Origin of the sequence: Pseudomonas sp. PDM16 (genome assembly GCF_014851865.1) — a bacterium.
Classification (GTDB): Bacteria; Pseudomonadota; Gammaproteobacteria; order Pseudomonadales; family Pseudomonadaceae; genus Aquipseudomonas.
The window spans coordinates 65,273-83,509 of record NZ_JACVAM010000001.1 but is presented as its reverse complement, the minus strand read 5'-3'; the positions used below and the strand labels follow the sequence as shown (position 1 = coordinate 83,509).

General features: G+C 66.9%; 20 protein-coding genes. 3 read left to right on the top strand and 17 right to left on the bottom strand.

Features of this window, described 5'->3' with window-relative positions; genetic code table 11:
- Nucleotides 1-30 precede the first annotated feature (30 nt).
- The 10 genes from IB234_RS00385 to IB234_RS00340 form a co-directional block, all read right to left on the bottom strand.
- Complete coding sequence (locus IB234_RS00385) at nucleotides 31-456, bottom strand: acyl-CoA thioesterase (protein ID WP_043310255.1); 426 nt, start codon at nucleotides 454-456, stop codon at nucleotides 31-33.
- Nucleotides 449-2,002 carry an HAL/PAL/TAL family ammonia-lyase gene (locus IB234_RS00380; RefSeq protein WP_192312283.1) on the bottom strand — a complete coding sequence of 518 codons (1,554 nt, stop codon included), beginning with the start codon at nucleotides 2,000-2,002 and terminating at the stop codon, nucleotides 449-451. Before IB234_RS00380 ends, IB234_RS00385 begins: the two co-directional genes overlap by 8 nt.
- Nucleotides 2,003-2,113: 111 nt before the next feature.
- Nucleotides 2,114-3,058, bottom strand: a complete 945-nt coding sequence (locus IB234_RS00375; protein ID WP_192312281.1) for a glycosyl transferase — start codon at nucleotides 3,056-3,058, stop codon at nucleotides 2,114-2,116.
- Nucleotides 3,055-3,789 (bottom strand): glycosyltransferase family 2 protein, encoded by a 735-nt coding sequence (locus IB234_RS00370; protein WP_192312279.1) that lies wholly within the window; start codon nucleotides 3,787-3,789, stop codon nucleotides 3,055-3,057. The genes IB234_RS00375 and IB234_RS00370 overlap by 4 nt, the downstream gene beginning before the upstream one ends.
- A 126-nt stretch (nucleotides 3,790-3,915) precedes the next feature.
- Nucleotides 3,916-5,577: an AMP-binding protein gene (locus tag IB234_RS00365; RefSeq protein ID WP_192312277.1), complete on the bottom strand. Its 1,662-nt coding sequence runs from the start codon at nucleotides 5,575-5,577 to the stop codon at nucleotides 3,916-3,918.
- On the bottom strand, nucleotides 5,574-6,119 hold the full coding sequence (locus IB234_RS00360; RefSeq protein ID WP_192312276.1) for a hypothetical protein: 546 nt from the start codon (nucleotides 6,117-6,119) through the stop codon (nucleotides 5,574-5,576). The genes IB234_RS00365 and IB234_RS00360 overlap by 4 nt, the downstream gene beginning before the upstream one ends.
- Nucleotides 6,120-6,122: 3 nt before the next feature.
- On the bottom strand, nucleotides 6,123-6,386 hold the full coding sequence (locus IB234_RS00355; RefSeq protein ID WP_192312274.1) for an acyl carrier protein: 264 nt from the start codon (nucleotides 6,384-6,386) through the stop codon (nucleotides 6,123-6,125).
- An 11-nt stretch (nucleotides 6,387-6,397) separates the two neighbouring features.
- On the bottom strand, nucleotides 6,398-6,658 hold the full coding sequence (locus IB234_RS00350; RefSeq protein WP_192312272.1) for a phosphopantetheine-binding protein: 261 nt from the start codon (nucleotides 6,656-6,658) through the stop codon (nucleotides 6,398-6,400).
- On the bottom strand, nucleotides 6,639-7,448 hold the full coding sequence (locus IB234_RS00345) for a lysophospholipid acyltransferase family protein (protein ID WP_192312270.1): 810 nt from the start codon (nucleotides 7,446-7,448) through the stop codon (nucleotides 6,639-6,641). Before IB234_RS00345 ends, IB234_RS00350 begins: the two co-directional genes overlap by 20 nt.
- Nucleotides 7,421-8,137, bottom strand: coding sequence for a beta-ketoacyl synthase chain length factor (locus tag IB234_RS00340; RefSeq protein WP_318651963.1), 717 nt, complete (start codon nucleotides 8,135-8,137; stop codon nucleotides 7,421-7,423). Before IB234_RS00340 ends, IB234_RS00345 begins: the two co-directional genes overlap by 28 nt.
- Nucleotides 8,138-8,371: 234 nt before the next feature.
- Between IB234_RS00340 and IB234_RS00335 the strand changes: the two genes are divergently transcribed.
- Entirely contained in the window at nucleotides 8,372-9,136 is a 765-nt protein-coding gene (locus tag IB234_RS00335; protein WP_192312266.1) for a ParA family protein, read from the top strand.
- A 59-nt stretch (nucleotides 9,137-9,195) separates the two neighbouring features.
- Here IB234_RS00335 and IB234_RS00330 read toward each other — a convergent pair whose 3' ends face one another.
- From IB234_RS00330 to trxC, 3 genes are all read right to left on the bottom strand, one after another.
- Nucleotides 9,196-9,987 carry a universal stress protein gene (locus IB234_RS00330; protein WP_192312264.1) on the bottom strand — a complete coding sequence of 264 codons (792 nt, stop codon included), beginning with the start codon at nucleotides 9,985-9,987 and terminating at the stop codon, nucleotides 9,196-9,198.
- A 112-nt stretch (nucleotides 9,988-10,099) separates the two neighbouring features.
- Complete coding sequence (locus IB234_RS00325) at nucleotides 10,100-10,543, bottom strand: YiiD C-terminal domain-containing protein (RefSeq protein WP_192312262.1); 444 nt, start codon at nucleotides 10,541-10,543, stop codon at nucleotides 10,100-10,102.
- Between the two features lie 114 nt (nucleotides 10,544-10,657).
- Nucleotides 10,658-11,095, bottom strand: coding sequence for a thioredoxin TrxC (gene trxC, locus IB234_RS00320; protein ID WP_192312260.1), 438 nt, complete (start codon nucleotides 11,093-11,095; stop codon nucleotides 10,658-10,660).
- Nucleotides 11,096-11,174: 79 nt separating this feature from the next.
- Here trxC and IB234_RS00315 point away from each other — a divergent pair, with 79 nt between their 5' ends.
- Together IB234_RS00315 and IB234_RS00310 are read left to right on the top strand one after the other, a co-directional pair.
- Nucleotides 11,175-12,071 (top strand): LysR family transcriptional regulator, encoded by an 897-nt coding sequence (locus IB234_RS00315; RefSeq protein ID WP_192312258.1) that lies wholly within the window; start codon nucleotides 11,175-11,177, stop codon nucleotides 12,069-12,071.
- Nucleotides 12,072-12,133: 62 nt separating this feature from the next.
- Nucleotides 12,134-13,006: a serine aminopeptidase domain-containing protein gene (locus IB234_RS00310; protein ID WP_192312256.1), complete on the top strand. Its 873-nt coding sequence runs from the start codon at nucleotides 12,134-12,136 to the stop codon at nucleotides 13,004-13,006.
- Here IB234_RS00310 and IB234_RS00305 read toward each other — a convergent pair whose 3' ends face one another.
- The 4 genes from IB234_RS00305 to IB234_RS00290 all read right to left on the bottom strand — a co-directional run bounded on the left by IB234_RS00305 (nucleotide 13,007) and on the right by IB234_RS00290 (nucleotide 18,237).
- Complete coding sequence (locus IB234_RS00305) at nucleotides 13,007-14,284, bottom strand: bifunctional O-acetylhomoserine aminocarboxypropyltransferase/cysteine synthase (protein ID WP_192312253.1); 1,278 nt, start codon at nucleotides 14,282-14,284, stop codon at nucleotides 13,007-13,009.
- 238 nt (nucleotides 14,285-14,522) lie between these two features.
- Nucleotides 14,523-15,428, bottom strand: a complete 906-nt coding sequence (locus tag IB234_RS00300) for a hydroxymethylglutaryl-CoA lyase (RefSeq protein WP_192312251.1) — start codon at nucleotides 15,426-15,428, stop codon at nucleotides 14,523-14,525.
- A gap of 62 nt (nucleotides 15,429-15,490) precedes the next feature.
- Nucleotides 15,491-17,440: an acetyl/propionyl/methylcrotonyl-CoA carboxylase subunit alpha gene (locus tag IB234_RS00295; protein WP_192312249.1), complete on the bottom strand. Its 1,950-nt coding sequence runs from the start codon at nucleotides 17,438-17,440 to the stop codon at nucleotides 15,491-15,493.
- Nucleotides 17,437-18,237 carry a gamma-carboxygeranoyl-CoA hydratase gene (locus tag IB234_RS00290; RefSeq protein ID WP_192312247.1) on the bottom strand — a complete coding sequence of 267 codons (801 nt, stop codon included), beginning with the start codon at nucleotides 18,235-18,237 and terminating at the stop codon, nucleotides 17,437-17,439. Before IB234_RS00290 ends, IB234_RS00295 begins: the two co-directional genes overlap by 4 nt.

Here is an 18,237-nt window from a genome sequence, read left to right as displayed (position 1 = left end):
GCAGCAACAGACCTATACCGAAGCGCAGTTTCACCCGACGACCTTGGCGACGGCGTCGGTGAACACCTTGGGCGAAGCCAGCAGCATCTCGCGGGTGGCGATCTCCACCGCCACCTGCACGCTGCTGCCACGGGTCATGCGTTCTCCCGTCGCCACGTCGGTGATCAGGTAGTTGATCTTCAGGCGGTTCTCCCACTCGACCAGGTCGGCGCGCACCTTGATGCGTTGGCCGAACTGGGCGCCGCGGATATAGCGCAGCTGCAGGTCGATCACCGGCCAGGCGTAGCCGGCGTCGCGCATTTGCCGGTAGTTGTGGCCGAGCTTGTCGAGCAGGGCGCAGCGCGCCTCCTCGAAGTATTTGACGTAGTGGCCGTGCCAGACCACTTCCATCATGTCGACGTCGAAGAACGGCACGAGGATTTCAACGTCCGCCTGCAGCACGCCTTCCTTACGCATACAGCCCCCAGTGGCGCGTGCGGATGCGTACCAGGCACAGGCGCAGCTCGCCTTCCAGGGCACGATCCTCGATCACCGGCGGGAAGTCCGTGGCCAGCTGCTCGCGCATGGCAGCCAGCGGTGCGGGAATGTCTGTTTTACCTGCGCGCTCGCGCAGCCACACGCCCTGGTTGGCGGCCAGCAGGGTGGCGGCAGCGACCTGCTCGGTCAGCTCCAGGCTGCGCAGGGCGTCGCGCGCGGCGATGGTGCCCATGCTCACCTTGTCCTGGTTGTGGCACTCGGTGGAGCGCGAGAACACGCTGGCCGGCATGGTGTTTTTCAGCGCTTCGGCGGTCCAGGCGCTGGTGCCGATCTGCACGGCCTTGAAGCCGTGGTTGATCATCGCGGTTTCCGCCGGGGCGCCGGACAGGTTGCTCGGCAGGCCGTGGTTGTAGCGGGTGTCGACCAGCAGGGCGAGCTGGCGGTCGAGCAGGTCGGCGACGTTGCCGACCAGGTTCTTCAGACTGTCCATGGCGAAGGCGATGTGTCCGCCGTAGAAGTGGCCGCCGTGCAGGGTGCGCTCGGTCTCGGCGTCGAACAGCGGGTTGTCATTGGCGCTGTTCAGCTCGATTTCGATGAACTGGCGCAGCAGACCCAGGCTGTCGGCCAGCACGCCAAGCACGTGCGGCGCGCAGCGCAGCGAGTAGCGGTCCTGCAGACGGTGCAGCGGCGGCAGCGGTTCGGCCACGGCCAGGTCCTCGCGCAGCCAGGCGGCGACCTGGGTCTGGCCCGGGTGCGGTTTGGCGGCGAACAGGCGCTCGTCGAAGTGTTCCGGGTTGCCTTCCAGCGCCACCACGTTGAGCGCGGTAATGCGCGTGGCCAGCTGCAGCAGGTAGTCGGCTCTGGAGAACGCCAGGCAGGCCAGGGCGGTCATCACCGCGGTGCCGTTCATCAGCGCCAGCGCTTCTTTCGGGCGCAGGGTCAGTGGCGTCCAGCCGAGTTCTTTATGCACGTCCGCCGCGCTGCGGCGCTCGCCCTTGTACATCACCTCGCGCTCGCCGCTAAGGGTGGCGGCGACGTAGGACAGCGGAGTCAGATCGCCACTGGCGCCGACCGAGCCTTCTTCCGGAATCAGCGGCAGCACGTCATGTTCGAGGAAGGCCTGCAGGCGCTCCAGCAGCTCCACGCGCACCCCGGACACGCCATGGCACAGCGACTGCAAGCGCGCAGCCAGTACGGCGCGGGTGCTGGCCTCGTCGAGCAGCTTGCCCAGGCCGCAGCCGTGGAAGGTGAACAGGTGCTTGGGCAGCGCCTCGACCTGGTGCAGCGGCACGGCCACCACGCAGGAGTCGCCGTAGCCGGTGGTCACGCCGTAGATCACGCCTTCCTTGTCCAGCAGGGTGTCGAGGAAGCGCGCGCCCTTGGCGATCTTCTCGCGGTAGGCGGCATCGTTCTGCAACTGGGCACGGGCGCTGCGTTGGGACAGGGCGACCACCTGCTCGATGGTGAGCTGCTGTTCGCCGAAGGTCACGTGGTCAGCCACGGCACAAGCTACTGCGCTAGTCATATCGCCCTCCGGCGGTGCTCGAAATCCTCATTTGCCGACATGCAAACTGCGGTTTCTGCGCTCCGGCGCAGGGCAATCTGACTGCGCTCGCGACGCTTGTGTCGCGGCTGGTCAAGCGGGAAGGTCGTCATTGGCGTTCCAGAACGGGTAGAAGTTGAACCATTGCCGCGGAGCGTTCAGGCAGTGTTGGCCCAGGCGCTCGGCATAGCGTTGTACCCAGCCGCGAATCACCTCGTCGCGTTCCTTGCGCGTCCACTGCACGCGCTCGGCGAAGCGTTCGAGGATCACCTGGTAGCGGCCGTCGATCTTCAGGCAGCTCATCAGGTTGACCGGGCATTGCAGGAGTCCTGCCAGCAGCCAGGGCCCTTGCGGGAAAGCGGCCGAGTGGCCGAGGAAATTCACGCTGACGTTGCGCCCGCCATGCAGTGGCACGCGGTCGCCGGCGATCGCCAGCCACTCGCCGCGCTCCAGGCGCTCGGACAATTGCAGCATGATCGCTGCGTCCAGTTCGCTGACCTGGATCAGGCGCAGGTGACTGGCGCCGGCCTCGCCGAGCAGGCGGTTGAACTGTTCGGCGTGCTTGGTGTGCACCAGCACGTTCATCTGCACCTTCTCGCCCAGCTCGGCCAGGGCGCGGCACACCTCGAGGTTGCCCAGGTGCGCGCCGACCAGCATCTGCCCGCGCGGCTCACTGTGCAGGCGCTGGCGGATGCCGTCGGGGTCGACCAGGGTGATCTGCTCCAGGCCGAGGCGGCCGTTCCACACGTCGAGCTTGTCCAGTAGGGCATCGGCGAAGGCCATGAACTGGGCAAACACCGAGCCGAAGCGCGGCGCTAGCTCGCTGCGCCCGCTCCAGCTGGCCAGGTTGTGCTGGTACTGGCGGATGCTGCGCCGCGCCTGGCGGCCGAAGGCGAAGAAGTACAGGACGATGGCGTACAGCACGGGCGTCAGCGCGCGGCGGCCGAGCAGGCGCACGGCGCCGGCGGTGAACTTCATCAGCAGGAAGTGGCCGCGCTCGCGCTGGCCTGCCCAGTGTTCAGCCTTCTGCCCGTTCATCCGCGCCACCTGCGCCAGAGGATCAGCGGCGCGCGCAGCAACATGCCGAAGAACAGCTTGGCGTGCATCTTCGAGATCAGCGCGTTGTCGTGGAACAGGCGGAAATGCGACAGGCCATCCAGCGGGTAGTGCACCTTGGTCGGTAGCCACTGCATCGGCTGGTTGCGCCAGGCCAGACGTACGAGGATCTCCGGGTCGAAGTCCATGCGCTTGCCCAGGTTGCTGGCGTCGAGCAGCGCCACGGTGGCCGGCAGCGGGTAGACGCGGAAACCGCACATGGCATCGCGAATCGACAGCGACAGGCTGTTGATCCACACCCACACGTGGGTCAGGTAGCGCGCATAGAGGCGGCTCTTCGGCACGCTGGCGTCGTACTGCGGGTAGCCGCAGACCAGCGCCTGCGGATGCTCGCGGGAGGTACCGAGGAAGGTGGCGATATCGGCCAGGTCGTGCTGGCCATCGGCGTCCACCTGCAGGGCGTGGGTGAAGCCCAGGCGCTGCGCCTCGCGCAGACCGGCCATCACCGCGCCGCCCTTGCCCTGGTTGAGCGGCAGGCGCACCAGATAGGTGTTGTCCTGGGTGGCCAGCTGGTCCATCACCGCCGCGCAGCTCGGGCTGGAAGCGTCGTCGACCAGCACGCAGGGCAGGCCGGCCTCGTGCAATGCGGCGACCACCACGGGTAGTGCGTGCTCGTGGTTGTAGACTGGGATGACGGCGCAGGGGTTATGCATGGTTTTCCCTCATCCCAGCCCTCTCCCGGAGGGAGAGGGAGCAGACCGTGCGGGGTATACCCATGGGGTTCCCCTCTCCCATTGGGAGAGGGGCTAGGGGTGAGGGTCTGCCAGGCACGAACAGGCTCACTGCACCGCCCCCAGCAGGATGCGCCCGGACGAGCACGGCGCCTCGCCATTGCGGTAGGCGAAGTACAGCTTGCCGCGCTCGGTGTCGAAACGCAGGGTTAGCTGGATGCGGTCGCCGGGGCGTACCAGTTGCTGGAACTTGAGCACTTCCATGCCGCAGAAGCGCGGCGGCAGCTCTTCGATCAGGCCGCGCGCCAATTGTTGGGCCCAGTCGATCTGCACCACGCCGGGCAGTACCGGGGTCTGCGGGAAGTGGCCGGTGAAATGGGCCAGGTCCGGCGGTACGTCCAGTTCCAGCTGCCATTCGCCGTCGACCAGCTCGGCCTTGCGCGGCTCGACGCGGGTCGCGCGTGGCGCGGCGACCAGCTCGTCGACGGTGCTCTGCGCCAGCTTGCCCTGGCTGCTGTAGGGCAGCTCCAGCAGCAGGCGCCAGCGGCGCGGCAATGCGATGGCCTCGCAGTGGCCGGCCAGATGTTTGCGCAGGGTCTCGGTGACGGTCTTGCGGCCCTGGTTGCGCAGGGCGTGCAGGCCGGCCGGGCTCAGCGCCAGCAGGGCGCCGAGGAAGGCGCGGCCTTCCTGGATCACCCCGAGGCGGGCGTCAGCGACCCATTCGTGCTGGCTCAGCGCCTGCTCCAGCATGGGCAGGGAGATGCGTTTTTCTTCCAGCTTGACGATGCGGTCCAGGCGCCCGCGCAGGGCGAAGCGGCCATCGGCCTGCAGTTCGGCGGCGTCCGCACTCTGCTCGACATGCCCGGCCGGCAGGTAGGGCGAGGCGATGCGCAGGGCGCCTTCGTCGTTCAGGGACAGCTCCACGCCGGGGAACGGCTGCCACAGTTCGCCGCCCTGGCGCCAGGCGATGCCACCGGTCTCGGAGCTGCCGTAGATCTCGGTCGGCTGTTGGCCGAGCTGGCTGCCCAGCTCGACGGAGACTTCCGCTGGCAACGCGCCGCCGGAGGAGAACACACGGCGCCCGGCGCCCAGGGCGTTCCAGTCGAGATTGTCGCCCATGCGTTTGAGTAGCGCCGGGCTGGCCACCCAGGCGAAGGCCGGTTGGCTCAGGCTCTCGCGCTGCAGGTCTTCGGGGAAGGGCAGGGCGCGGCGCCAGAACGGGCGGCCGGCGCACAGCGGCCAGAGCACACGGAACAGCAGGCCGTAAATATGCTGGGCGGCGACGCTACCGAAGATGGTCGCGCCGGCCAGGTCACTGCCCCACAGCTGCTCCAGGGCATCGACCTCGTTGGCCAGCTGACGTAGGGACTTGTCGATCAGCTTGGGCTCGCCGCTGGAGCCGGAGGTGCACAGGGTCAGGCGGCAGGCGTCGAGATCGAGGGCGACGGGTGCCAGGGCTTCGCCGTCCAGGCTGTCGAGTGAGTCCAGCCATAGATCGGCCTGCTCGGCGAGACGCTGGCGGCTCTGCGCCTGGGCGTCGGCCGGCAGCAGCACGGCAGCGCCGGCGCGCCAGGCACCGAGCAGGGCAATGGTCAGCTCGCCGGCATCCTCCAGATACAGCGCCACGCGCTGCGCGCCGCGCGCCTGCAGGGCGCCGGCCAGGCGCAGGGCGCGCTGTTGCAGCTGGGCGTGGTCGAGCGCCGGCTCCAGCGCCACGGCACGGCCGGCCAGGGGTTGCAGCAGATGATCGGCAAGCGGCAGCCAGCTCATCCATGTCTCCTTACTTGCTGGCGGATCAACCACTCAGCGGCGAACAACAGGCCCATCAGGGCGTAGGCGATCAGCCCGGTGTACAGCATCCACCAGCTCAGCGGCGCCCACAGGGTCAGGGCGCTGATCAGCAGGGCGTTGGCCAGGAAGAAGCCGGCCCAGACCAGCGTGACCTTGCGCGTGTAGCGCACCGCGTGTTCGGGCAGCTCCGGCTCGCGCAGGCGCGCCAGGCGCTCGATCACGGGCGGTCCGAACTTCAGCGACAGGCCGAACAGCGCCAGCAGCATCAGGTTGAGCAGCACCGGGTACCAGCGCAGCAGCGCCGGCTCGCCGGCCAGGCCGAGCAGGACGCAAAAGGCCAGGGCGGCACCGGCCATCCATAGGCCACCAGGCTTGTTGCGCTGGGTCAGGACGCGCGCCAGCCACAGGCCGCCGAGCAGGGCAGCGAACAGGCGTGGCGACAGGTGCTCCATGCCGTAGTACACGGCAAAGGGGTAGAGCAGGCCGGCCACCACCAGCAGCAGGCCGAACAAGCGCCCCATGGCTTAGCCGGCGGCCGCTTCGGCGTTGACCACCTGGTAGACAGCTTCGACCACGTCACCAACGGTGCGTACGGCCTTGAACTCCTCGGCGGCGATCTTCTTGCCGGTCTGGCGCTTGATGTGGTCGATCAGGTCGACGGCGTCGATGCTATCGATCTCCAGGTCCTGATAGAGGTTGGCCTCGAGGGTGACGCGCTCGGCGTCCAGCTCGAACAGCTCCACCAGGGCATCGCGCAGGGTAGCGAAAATCTCTTCACGGCTTTTCATCGCGAACGTCCTCAGGCGGCCTGTTTCGAGGCGACAAAAGCCGCCAGGCTGGCCACGTTGGCGAAGTGCTGACGGGTGTCCTTGGCCTCGGCGTCGATCTTGATGCCGAAACGCTTCTGGATGGCCAGGCCCAGCTCCAGGGCGTCCACCGAGTCCAGGCCGAGGCCTTCGCCGAACAGGGTCAGGTCGGCGGCGATGTCTTCGGCGGCCATGTCTTCCAGGCCTAGGGCCTCGATGATCAGGTGCTTGATCTCAGTTTGCAGATCGCTCATCTGTTGCGAGCTCCTTCATGAAGTGTTGATGCAGATGGTCATTGAGCTTGCGCGAGGCAATCGGCAGCGGAGCCTGCTCGGTGAATTGCCGCGGGTCGATATCCTCCCCGACCCGCAGGCGAAAATGGAAACGACGCGACGGAATGCTGTACCAGGGCTCGGCCTTGGTCAGGGTGGTGGGCGTCACGCTGATCACCACCGGGGTGACGATGCTGGCGCCGCGCACGGCGATGGCGGCGGCGCCGCGGTGGAATTCCGGTACTTGCCCTGGCGTGGTGCGCGTGCCTTCGGGGAACACGATCAGGGTCTGGCCATCCTGCAGGGCGCCGGCGGCCTCTTCGAGCATGTCCATGCTGCCGCTGTTGCTGATGTAGCCGGAAGCGCGGATCGGCCCACGCATGCACGGGTTGTCCCACAGGCTCTGCTTGACCACGCAGTTGGCGTCGCGGATGAAGGCGATCAGTACCACTACGTCGATCAGCGAGGGATGGTTGGCGATCACCATCTGTCCCGGACGGCCGAGGCGCTCGGCGCCCTCGACCTCGTAGGTCAGTACGCCAGTGCGGAACATGAACTGGACGAACCAGTAGAAAGAGCGGCTGACCACGGCGCGGGCGCGGGTGCGACGGGCCAGGGCGTCGCCCGGCAGCAGGGATAGCAGCGGGAACACGACGATGCGCAGCAATACGCCGCCGACGCCGAACAGCGAGAAGCTCAGCGCGGTGGCGATCAGGCGCCACCAGTACGGGGCGCTGTAGGGGCTCAACCCCTGTTGCGTGACCAGTTCCATTGCCGGCGTTTCCAGTGATGTTGCAGTGAGTCCACATTGCCACTCAGGGCGCGGACCAGTTCCAGGGCATGTGGCCATGCAGCGCGCGGGCCAGAGCCTTCGACGAGTTGCAGCTGCCATTCCGCGCCCGGGCGCAGCAGCAGGGCCACGGCGTAGGGGAAGGGCACGTCGTCGATATAGGGGCGATAGAGTTCGGGCGGTGTTTCCTCGGCGACGATCAGCAGCACGCTGGGCGAGCCCTCGCCCAGCAGGGTGGCAGCCTCCAGCAGGGCCTGCTCCAGACCGTCGCCTTCGGCAGCCAGGGCGGTCATCTCGCTGGTATCGCCGCGCTGGATCGACCACAGGCCGATGATCGCGTTGTGTACCGACAGGCTGAACTGGGTGGGCGAGAGCGGCTCGTCGTGGGCCAGGTCGCTGAGGATGGCCAGGGTGCGCGGGGTCTCGCCGTGGCGCGAGGCGAACACCAGGGGCATGGGGCCATGCTCTTCGGCCAGCGGCCAGGCGACGTGAAAGGCCATGCGTGCGAGGCGGCTCAGGCGGCGGCGCTGCAGGGCCGGGAGAAAGCCGACATCGGGCTGTTCGCCGCCGTCCTGCGGGGCGAATGGGGCCTGTTGCCAGGCGTGCCAGTCGGCTGCGCTGTCCAGGCCGGGAGCCCAGGCGCGCCAGTGTTCGATCCTGAAGTTTGTCACGCTGAGAGCTCTATCTCGGCCCTTCCGAGGGCGTCCTTGTCTACTGCGATCCCGCCCGCAGGAGGGGTGGCCGGGATTATGGCGAGGTGCCGACATTATCCAGACGGTACGCGGCCCGTGCAAATTTTGAGCGAACGCCCTGACCGGAGGTTGGCTGCCACCGCGCTTAACTCCTCGCCCTTGACACGGGCTTTGCATAGAATCCCCAACCATCTGCGATCAGGGAGGTGTCACATGCGGCGCGTGGTGTTCAATCAGAAGGGTGGCGTGGGCAAGTCCAGCATTGCCTGCAATCTGGCGGCTGTCAGCGCTACCGAGGGCTTTCGTACCCTGCTCATCGACCTGGACGCTCAGGCCAACTCGACCCACTACCTGACCGGTCTGACCGGTGACGATATTCCCATGGGGATTGCCGAATTCTTCAAGCAGACGCTCTCGGCCACCGCCTTCAAGAAGGGCAAGGTCGATATCTACGAGACGCCGTTCGACAACCTCCACGTGATCACCGCCACGGCCGAGCTGGCCGAGCTGCAGCCCAAGCTGGAGCAGAAGCACAAGATCAACAAGCTGCGCAAACTGCTGGACGACTTGGCCGAGGACTACGACCGGATCTACCTGGATACGCCCCCGGCACTGAATTTCTACACGGTTTCCGCACTGATCGCCGCCGATCGCGTGCTGATCCCCTTCGATTGCGACAGCTTCTCGCGCAATGCCCTGTATGGCCTGCTACAGGAGATCGAGGAACTGAAGGAAGACCATAACGAAGCGCTGGAGGTGGAGGGCATCGTGGTCAACCAATTCCAGCCGCGTGCCACCCTGCCGCAGCAGCTGCTCGACGAACTGGTCGCGGAGGGGCTGCCGGTGCTGCCGGTGAACCTGATGAGTTCGGTGAAGATGCGCGAGTCGCATCAGGTCTGCACCCCGCTGATCCACCTGGATCGCAGCCACAAGCTGACCCAGCAGTTCGTCGAACTGCACAACCTGTTGGAAAGCTGAGCACGGCAGAAACAGAAAAGGCGCCCTCGGGCGCCTTTTTCATGTGCGAGCAAGGGCTATCAGCGAACTACCAGCACATCGCAGGGAGCCTTGTGCAGGTAATGCTGGGCCAGGCTGCCAAGCAGGGCTTGGGACAGCGCGCTGCGACCGTGGCTGCCGAGCACCAGCAGTTGCGGCTGCTGGCTGGAAATGTGCTCCTGCAGGGTGCGCAGGATGCCGCCAGTGCGCACCTCATGGCTAAGTTTCGGAGCATTGGCCGGCAGACGCTGGGCCTCGTCGTGGATCAACTGGTCGATCAGCGCACGCTGGGTCAGCAGTTCTGCTTCCTGGGCATTGCCCTTCTGTGGCTCGAACACGTGCAGTGCGTGGATATTCGCCTCGCTCGGCAGCAGCAGCCCGGCGTGGTGCAGGGCGGTGCAGGCGCACAGGGAGAAGTCGATGGCCGCCACCGCACTGCTATAGGGCGTGGCATCGTCCTGGGCGGCGAGCAAGAGTGGCACCGGGCAGCGGCGGGCGATGCGGTCCAGCGTGGTGCCGGAGAAGAATTCGTGGCGCTGGTGATGGGCGCCGAGTACCAGCAGGTCCGCTCCGGTCTGCTGCACCTGTTCCAGCACGCCGTCGGCGGGCTTGCCCTGGCACAGGCGCAGCTGGCTGCCCGGCGGGGCGAACTCGGTCAGGCTGCGGTCGAGGGTCTGTTCGATACGCTCACGCTCTGCCTGATCCAGCTTCGGGTCGAACACGTGCAACAGCGTTAGCCGGGCATTGTGCTGGCGAGCCAGCTGGGCGGCGCGACGGAGGGCGAGATCTGCGGTGCTGCGCAGGTCATGCGCGATTAGGACGTGTCCTGTCATTTCGTTCCCCTTGGGCGCCTCGTCCATGCGCGGCGCCAGTGAAAACCTCTGCGGGTTTTTAGAATAAGAGTTCTAAATAGACCTGCTTTGGTCCGGGGACAAGTCCCGTACGTCAGTGTTTGCGCAATTGATACAGGGCGCTCGTTTCGGCCACCACTTCGCCGCTACCGTCGCGCAGCTGCAGATCCAGGCGGTAGTCGGCCTTGCCCTCGCGTTCGGCTTCGCCCTGGATGCGTTCGATCTCTGCGGCATCCAGTCGCGCCTCGACCGAGATATCGGTGGTCGCCGTACGACGGAAGCGCAGGTTCATCTCCTTGATCAGCGGATAGAAGCGCTGCACATCGAAGCTGGTCAGGAACAGGGCGCCACCGGGCATCTCGGCCAGGGTGAACAGCGCGCCGGCGTAGAGGGTGCCGATATGGTTCTGGTTGCCGGCCAGCGGCATGCGCAGGCGGACAAAGCCGGGCTGCAGCTCCTCGGCTTTGAGGCCGCTGCGTTTGACGAAGTCGATCTTCTCTTCGGTGAAGACGCGGGCCATCTCGGCGGGTAACGGCATGGGGAGGCTCCTGATGCGGGAGCTCCGAGACTAGCCGCTGGCACCGGCGGGGCAATGACCGCTGTGCTCGCCGCCGCTGACCGATCCGCTCAGCGCCTGTTTATGGAAAGGCTGCTAGGCGATGCCTTGGCTGCGCAGCCAGCCAAGCAGTTGCGGCAGCGGCAGGGCGCCGGCCTGGCGGGCAACTTCGACGCCGCCGCGGAACAGGATCAGGCTGGGGATGGAGCGGATACCGAGCTGGCCGGCGAGCTGCTGGTTGGCTTCGCTGTCGAGCTTGCCTAGGCGGCAGCGGCCCTGCAGCTGGCTGGCGGCCTGCTGGAAGGCCGGCGCGAAGGCCTTGCATGGCCCGCACCAGTCGGCCCAGACATCGACCAGCAGCGGCAGGTCGCCTTTGAGCTGCGCGGCGAAACCTGCCTGGGTCAGTTCGAAAGGCGCAGCGGGCAGCACCTCGCTCTTGCAGCGGCCGCAGCGCGGCGCATCGCCCAGGCGTTCGGCCGGAATGCGGTTGAGGCCGGCACAGCTCGGGCAGGGAATCAGCAGGGGTTGGCTCATAGGGGGTTCCTCCTCGAAGCAAGGTGGTGGCTGACAGCCGTTAAAACAAGGGTAGAGTGGCGCCATTCGAGGAGAGCTCATGTCGCTGCCATCGCTGAATCTGCTGCGTACCTTCGCCGTGCTCGGTGACACGCTGAACGTCAGGCGCGCTGCCGAGCGCCTGCATGTCACGCCGACGGCGGTGAGCCACCAGTTGCGCGAGCTGGAGACGGCGCTCGACTGCAAGCTGTTCCAGCGCCTGCCACGTGGTCTGGCGCTGACCGATGCGGGACAGGGCTACTGGGCAGAGGTCGCCCCGGCGATCCGACAATTGGAGAGTGCTACCCGCGCGCGTCAGGCGCAGCGGCCGTTTCGCATGTCCAGTTTTCCCTACCTGGCTCAGTCTGTGATGCTTCCTGCCCTGGGTGAAGTGCAGGCGCTGCTCGGTGAGCGCTTGCTGACGCTGGACACCCGGCGCGAGTTCATCGATCTGGCCAGCCACAGCATCGACGTGGGGCTACGCCTCGCCGCCGACACGACGGACTGGGGGGCATTGCGTTCGCGGCGCCTCAGCGGTTTCGTGTTGTCGCCGCTGGTGGCGCGCGATTTTCCCGAACAGCCCTGGCCGCCGCAGTCGAGTCTGTTGCCGATTCGCTTGAGCAAGGAGCAGCAGAGCTGGCGCCAATGGGCGATGCAACATGGCTGGCAGCCGGATGCCGAGGGGCTGGTGCTGGACAGCTATGCGGCCGTGCTGACGGCTACCGAGCAGGGCCTGGGCGTGGCCATGGGTTTTCTACCGCTGTGTATCGATGCACTGGAGAGCGGGCGCCTGCGTCCACTGTGGCCATCGCGACGGGTCGACAACGGTGCGCTCTGGGCAGTGTGGCCTGCCGAGGCGGAGAGCCCGGCGCTACTACGGGTGGTGGATTGGCTGGAGCGCAGACTGGATCAGATGGAGCGACGTTGCGCTGAGTTTTTCTCAGCTCTGGAGAGCTGAAATCTCGCTTTTCCCCTGCTGCGTCGCTGCCCAGACTGGCGCAGTTCACAGGGGAATCCTTCATGCAGACCGAGCACTACCGTCTATTCGCTCGCGACGGCTATCCACTGGCCGTCACCGGTTTTCGGCCCGAGCAACCGCGTTATCTGTTGCTGGTCAATGCCGCCACCGGGGTGCCGCAGCGCTACTACAAACACTTCGCCGAACATGCTGCCAAACGTGGCGCCTGGGTGTTCACCCATGACTATCGCGGCATGGGCGCCAGTCAGGCGCCGGACTGGCAAGGTGCCCGGCCGCGTATGTCCGATTGGGGGCGATTGGATCTGGCAAGCCTGATCGACCAGATGCCCGAGGATTTGCCTTTGGGCGTGCTTGGCCATTCAGTGGGTGGCCAGTTACCTGGGTTGGCCGACAATGCCGGGCGCATCCAGGCACTGCTTGGCGTGGCGGCGCAATCCGGCTACTGGCGTTTGTGGCCTGGTGCGCGACAGCCACGGCTGGCGTTCAACTGGTACGTACTGTTCCCGCTGCTCGCTCGCCTGTTCGGCCAGCTACCGAGCTGGGCCATGGGCGGTGAGCCGCTGCCGCGCGAGGTGGCGCTGGAGTGGGCGCGCTGGTGCCGTACACCAGCCTTCATCAGTACGCCGGAAGGGGCGCCGTGGCGCCCACACTTCGCCGATGTGCGCGCGCCGGCACGCTTCCTGGCGATCAGTGATGACCATGACTTCGGCCCGCAACGGGCGGTGGAGGCGTTGATGACGTTCTATGACGGGGCGCAGCGCGAGCTGATGGTGATCGATCCGCTCGACTGGGGGCTGCGTGGCCTGGGGCATTTCGGCTTCTTTCGCCGCGATACCCCGGCCGCGCTGTGGGACCAACAGCTGGCTTGGCTGGAAAGCGCGCTCGGCTTGCAGCCAGCGCGCGCGGTGGCCTGATCAGCCGCGAGCGGCGGCCAGGGCCTGCTCCAGGTCGGCGAGGATGTCGTCGCTGTGCTCGATGCCGATCGACAGGCGCACCATGTCGCGCGGCACGCCGGCCTTCTCCAGCTCTTCGTCGTTGAGCTGGCGGTGGGTGGTGGAGGCTGGGTGACAGGCCAGTGACTTGGCGTCGCCGATGTTGACCAGGCGTACCACCAGTTGCAGTGCATCGATGAAGCGCGCCCCAGCCTCCTGCCCACCCTGGATACCGAAGGACAGGATGGCCGCCGGCTTGCCGTCCATGTAGCGTTGGGCCAGCGGATACTCCGGGTGGTCGTCCAGACCGGCATATTTCACCCAGGCCACTTGCGGGTGCTGGCTCAGGTACTGCGCCACCTTGAGCGCGTTCTCGGTATGGCGCTCCATGCGCAGCGCTAGGGTCTCCAGGCCTTGCAGAATAAGGAAGGCGTTGAACGGTGACAGTGCCGCTCCGGTGTTGCGCAGCGGTACCACGCGGCAGCGGCCGATGAAGGCGGCGGGGCCAAAGGCTTCGGTGTAGGTCACGCCGTGGTAGGACGGGTCTGGTGTGTTGAGCAGCGGGAAGCGCGCTTTGTTGTCCGCCCAAGGGAACTTGCCGGAGTCGACCACGATGCCGCCGATGCTGGTGCCGTGGCCGCCGATGTATTTGGTGAGCGAGTGCACGACGATGTCGGCGCCATGCTCGAACGGGCGGCAGAGAATCGGTGTGGCCACGGTGTTGTCGACGATCAGTGGCACGCCGTGACGGTGTGCGGCCTCGGCCAGGGCCTGCAGGTCGACAATATTGCCGGCCGGGTTGCCGATGGATTCGCAGAAGACCGCCTTGGTCTTGTCGTCGATCAGCGCTTCCAGGGCGGCGATGTCGTCGTGGGCGGCGAAGCGGGTCTGGATGCCGAAGCGGGGCAGGGTATGGGCCAGCAGGTTGTAGGTGCCGCCATACAGCTTGGCCACCGAGACGATGTTGTCGCCAGCCTCGGCCACGGTCTGGATGGCGTAGGTGATGGCCGCCATGCCGGAGGCCACGGCCAGGGCGCCGACACCGCCCTCGAGCGCGGCGATGCGCTGCTCCAGTACGTCGTTGGTGGGGTTCATGATACGGGTGTAGATGTTGCCAGCGACCTTGAGATCGAACAGGTCTGCACCGTGCTGGGTGTCGTCGAAAGCGTAGGAGCTGGTCTGGTAGATCGGTACGGCTACAGCCTTGGTGGTCGGATCGGGGCTGTAGCCGGCGTGGATGGCGAGGGTTTCCAGTTTCATGCAAGGCGGTCCTTCGGCGGTTTGGAAGGCACGCAGCATGTGAAAAACGTGGAGGGCCGGTCAATGCGCTGAGTCAATGAACGACTGCCCAGGCTAGATCGTTTTGATCGATGCATAGAACCGGGGAGCCCGCCCGGTAGCCAGGCTTGTAGCCGTTTCTGCCGGATTCCATGGGCTCGGCTGGTCAGGTCACGGTAGGTCTGTAGAACCTTTCGGCAGCTGTTGAGTACCGAGCTGATTACCGGTCCTGCGCTCTCCGTGCGCGGGCGACGCGCGAGCCGTTGTCCTTGCCGAGCACCTGGCAGATGCGTGCGCCGGCGTCGATCAGCTTGTCCAGGTCGATGCCGGTGTGGATGCCCAGGCCCTGCAGCAGGTAGAGCACGTCCTCGGTGGCGACGTTGCCGGTGGCGCCCTTGGCGTAGGGGCAGCCGCCTAAGCCTGCGACCGAGCTGTCGAACACGGCGATGCCTTCCAAGAGGCTTGCGTAGATATTGGCCAGGGCCTGGCCGTAGGTGTCGTGGAAGTGCCCGGCCAGCTTATCGCGCGGGATGTCGCGGCCGACCACGTCGAACATCGTGCGGGTCTTGCCGGCGGTGCCGGTGCCGATGGTGTCGCCCAGCGACACCTCGTAGCAGCCCATGGCGAACAGCTCGCGGGCCACGGCGGCGACCTGCTCGGGCGCCACTTCGCCCTCGTAGGGGCAACCGAGCACGCAGGAGACATAGCCGCGCACCGTGATGCCGTGGGCCTTGGCCGCTTCCATCACCGGCACGAAGCGCTCCAGGCTCTCGGCGATGGAGCAGTTGATGTTCTTCTGCGAGAAGGCCTCGCTGGCGGCGGCGAATACCGCCACTTCCTCAACCCCGGCCTCGACCGCGGCCTCGAAGCCCTTGAGGTTGGGGGTGAGGGCGCCGTAGACCACGCCGGGTTTGTACTGGATGCCGGCGAACACCTCGGCGCTGCCGGCCATCTGCGGCACCCACTTGGGCGAGACGAAGCTACCCACCTCGATGTAGCTCAGGCCGGCGGCGCTCAGGTCATCGGTCAGGCGCACCTTGTCGGCCACGCTGATCGGCTGTTTCTCGTTCTGCAGGCCGTCGCGCGGGCCGACTTCGACCAGGCGGACGTGTTGCGGCAGGTTCATGGATGTCCTCGTAATTGGTGCGGTTCTCCCTCTCCCGGAGGGAGAGGGAATAGTGGCGTTGCTCAGGTCTCAGTCAGCTCCACCAGCGCGGTGCCTTCGGCCACCAGCTCGCCCTCGGCGCAGTACAGCGCCTTGACCGTGCCGGCGTGGGGCGCGCGGATGCTGTGCTCCATCTTCATGGCCTCCAGCACCACCAGGGCGGTGCCGGCTGCAACGAGCTCGCCGGGTGCGACCAGCACGCGCACGATACTGCCGTTCATGGGCGCCGTCAGCCCGCCGTGCTGGGCGTGGCTGGCCTCGACCTCGGCGATCGGGTCGACCTTGCGCACCTCATGCAGGCGGCCCTGCCACTCCAGATACAGCGCATTGCCCTGGCGGATGGCGCGGTGGGCGCGGCGCAGGCCATCGCGCTCGAGCCACAGTTGCTCGCCCAGCAGCTGCGACTGCAGCGCGCCGCGCAGGTGCACGGTCTGGCGTTGCTCGCCACAGCTCAGCTGCAGATCGGTCTCGTTGGCCAGGCCGGCGCGCCAACCGGCGTGGCCGCTCCACGGTGAGTGATAGTCCTCGTGGCTGCGGCGCGGCGCCTCGCTCTGCAGCCAGGCTTCGCCGGCCAGTTGCCAGAATTCGCTCGGCAGTTCGGTCACGGCGGGCAGCAGTTGCGCCTGGTGGCGGGGGATAAAGCCGGTATCCAGCTCGGCAGCGGCGAAGGCCGGATGGGCCAGCACGCGACGCAGGAAGGGCAGGTTGCTGGCGAAGCCGCCGACCATCGTTTCTTCGAGCATGGCCAGCAGGCGTTGGCGGGCCTGTTCGCGATCCTCGCCCCAGGCGATCAGCTTGCCGAGCATGGGGTCGTAGAAGGGTGACACGGTGTCACCTTCGGCTACGCCACTGTCGACGCGACGGCCTTCACCGGCGGCCGGTTCGCGATACAGCTTCAGCTCGCCGGAGGCGGGCAGGAAATCGTTATCGGTGTCCTCGGCGTACAGGCGAACTTCGATGGCGTGGCCATTGAGCGGCACCTGTTCCTGGGTGATCGGCAGCGCCTCGCCACGGGCGACGCGGATCTGCCAGGCCACCAGGTCGAGGCCGGTGATGGCTTCGGTGACAGGGTGCTCAACTTGGAGCCTCGTGTTCATCTCCATAAAGAAGAACTGGCCACGGGCATCCAGCAGGAATTCCACGGTGCCGGCGCCGACATAGCCGATGGCCTGGGCGGCCTTGACCGCCGCCTCGCCCATGGCGCGGCGCAGCTCGGGCGAGAGGCCCGGTGCCGGGGCTTCCTCGACCACCTTCTGGTGGCGGCGCTGGATCGAGCAGTCGCGCTCGTTTAGGTACAGACAGTTGCCGTGGCTGTCGGCGAATACCTGGATCTCCACGTGGCGCGGTTGCAGCACGTATTTCTCCACCAGCATGCGCGAGTCGCCGAAAGCCGACTGGGCTTCACGCTGGGCGGATTCCAGGGTCTCGGCCAGCTCGGCCTCGCGCTCGACCACCTTCATGCCCTTGCCACCGCCACCCGCGGCGGCCTTGAGCAGCACCGGGTAGCCGATGCGCTCGGCAGCGACGCGGAAGGTCTCCACGTCCTGGGCCTCGCCGTGGTAGCCGGGCACCAGCGGCACGCCGGCGTCTTCCATCAGTGCCTTGGCTGCGGACTTGCTGCCCATGGCGTCGATGGCGGTGGCGGGCGGGCCGAGGAACACCAGGCCGGCGGCCTCGATGGCGCGGGCGAAGCCGGCGTTCTCGGAGAGGAAGCCGTAGCCCGGGTGGATGGCCTGGGCGCCGCTGGCTTTGGCCGCGGCGATGATCTTGTCGACCAGCAGGTAGCTTTCGGCCGGCTTGGCGCCGCCGAGGTTCACCGCCAGGTCGGCCTCGCGCACATGCCGCGCATTGGCGTCGATGGCGCTGTGCACGGCAACGGTCTTCAGGCCCTGGGCCTTGGCGGTGCGCATCACCCGGCAGGCGATCTCGCCGCGGTTGGCCACCAGCAGGGTGTCGATGTGCGTGCGGCTCATGCTTGCGGCTCCTGCCAGGCGGGCGTGCGTTTTTCCAGGAAGGCGTTGAGCCCCTCCTGGCCTTCTGGGCTGACACGGATGCGGGCGATGGCGTTCTCGGTGTAGCGGCGCAGCGGCGGGTTGAGCACGCCGCTGGCCACTTCACGCAACAGGTCCTTGCTCACCTGCATGGCCTGCGGGCTGTTGAGCAGCAGGTTGCTGACCCAGCTCTCGACCTGGGCCTCCAGTTCGACGGCCGGGTAGGCCTCGGCCAGCAGGCCCAGCTCACGGGCGCGGCTGCCGGAGAAGCGTTCGGCGGTCAGCGCATAGCGGCGCGCGGCGCGCTCGCCCAGGGCCTGGACCACGAAGGGGCTGATCACCGCCGGGGCCAGGCCGATGCGCACTTCGGACAGGCTGAACAGCGCGTCGTCCGCGCCGATGGCCATATCGCAGCAACTGACCAGGCCCACCGCGCCGCCGAAGGCTGCGCCCTGGACCACGGCCAGGGTCGGGATCTTCAGGGCGTTGAGGTTGTACATCAGCTCGGCCAGCTCGCGGGCATCGTTGAGGTTTGCGTTGTAGTCGAGCTTGGCGCTGGCCTGCATCCAGGCCAGGTCGGCGCCGGCGGAGAAGTGCTTGCCACGGCCGCGCAGCAGTAGGAAGCGCAGGCTCTTGTCGGCAGCGATGGCGTCGATGGCGAGGATCAGCTCGCGGATCATCTCGGCGTTGAAGGCGTTGTTCTTGTCCGGGCGGCTCAGCCACAGGGTGGCGAAGCCGCGCGGGTCTTTTTCCAGCTGTACGGTAGTGAAGTCGGTCAT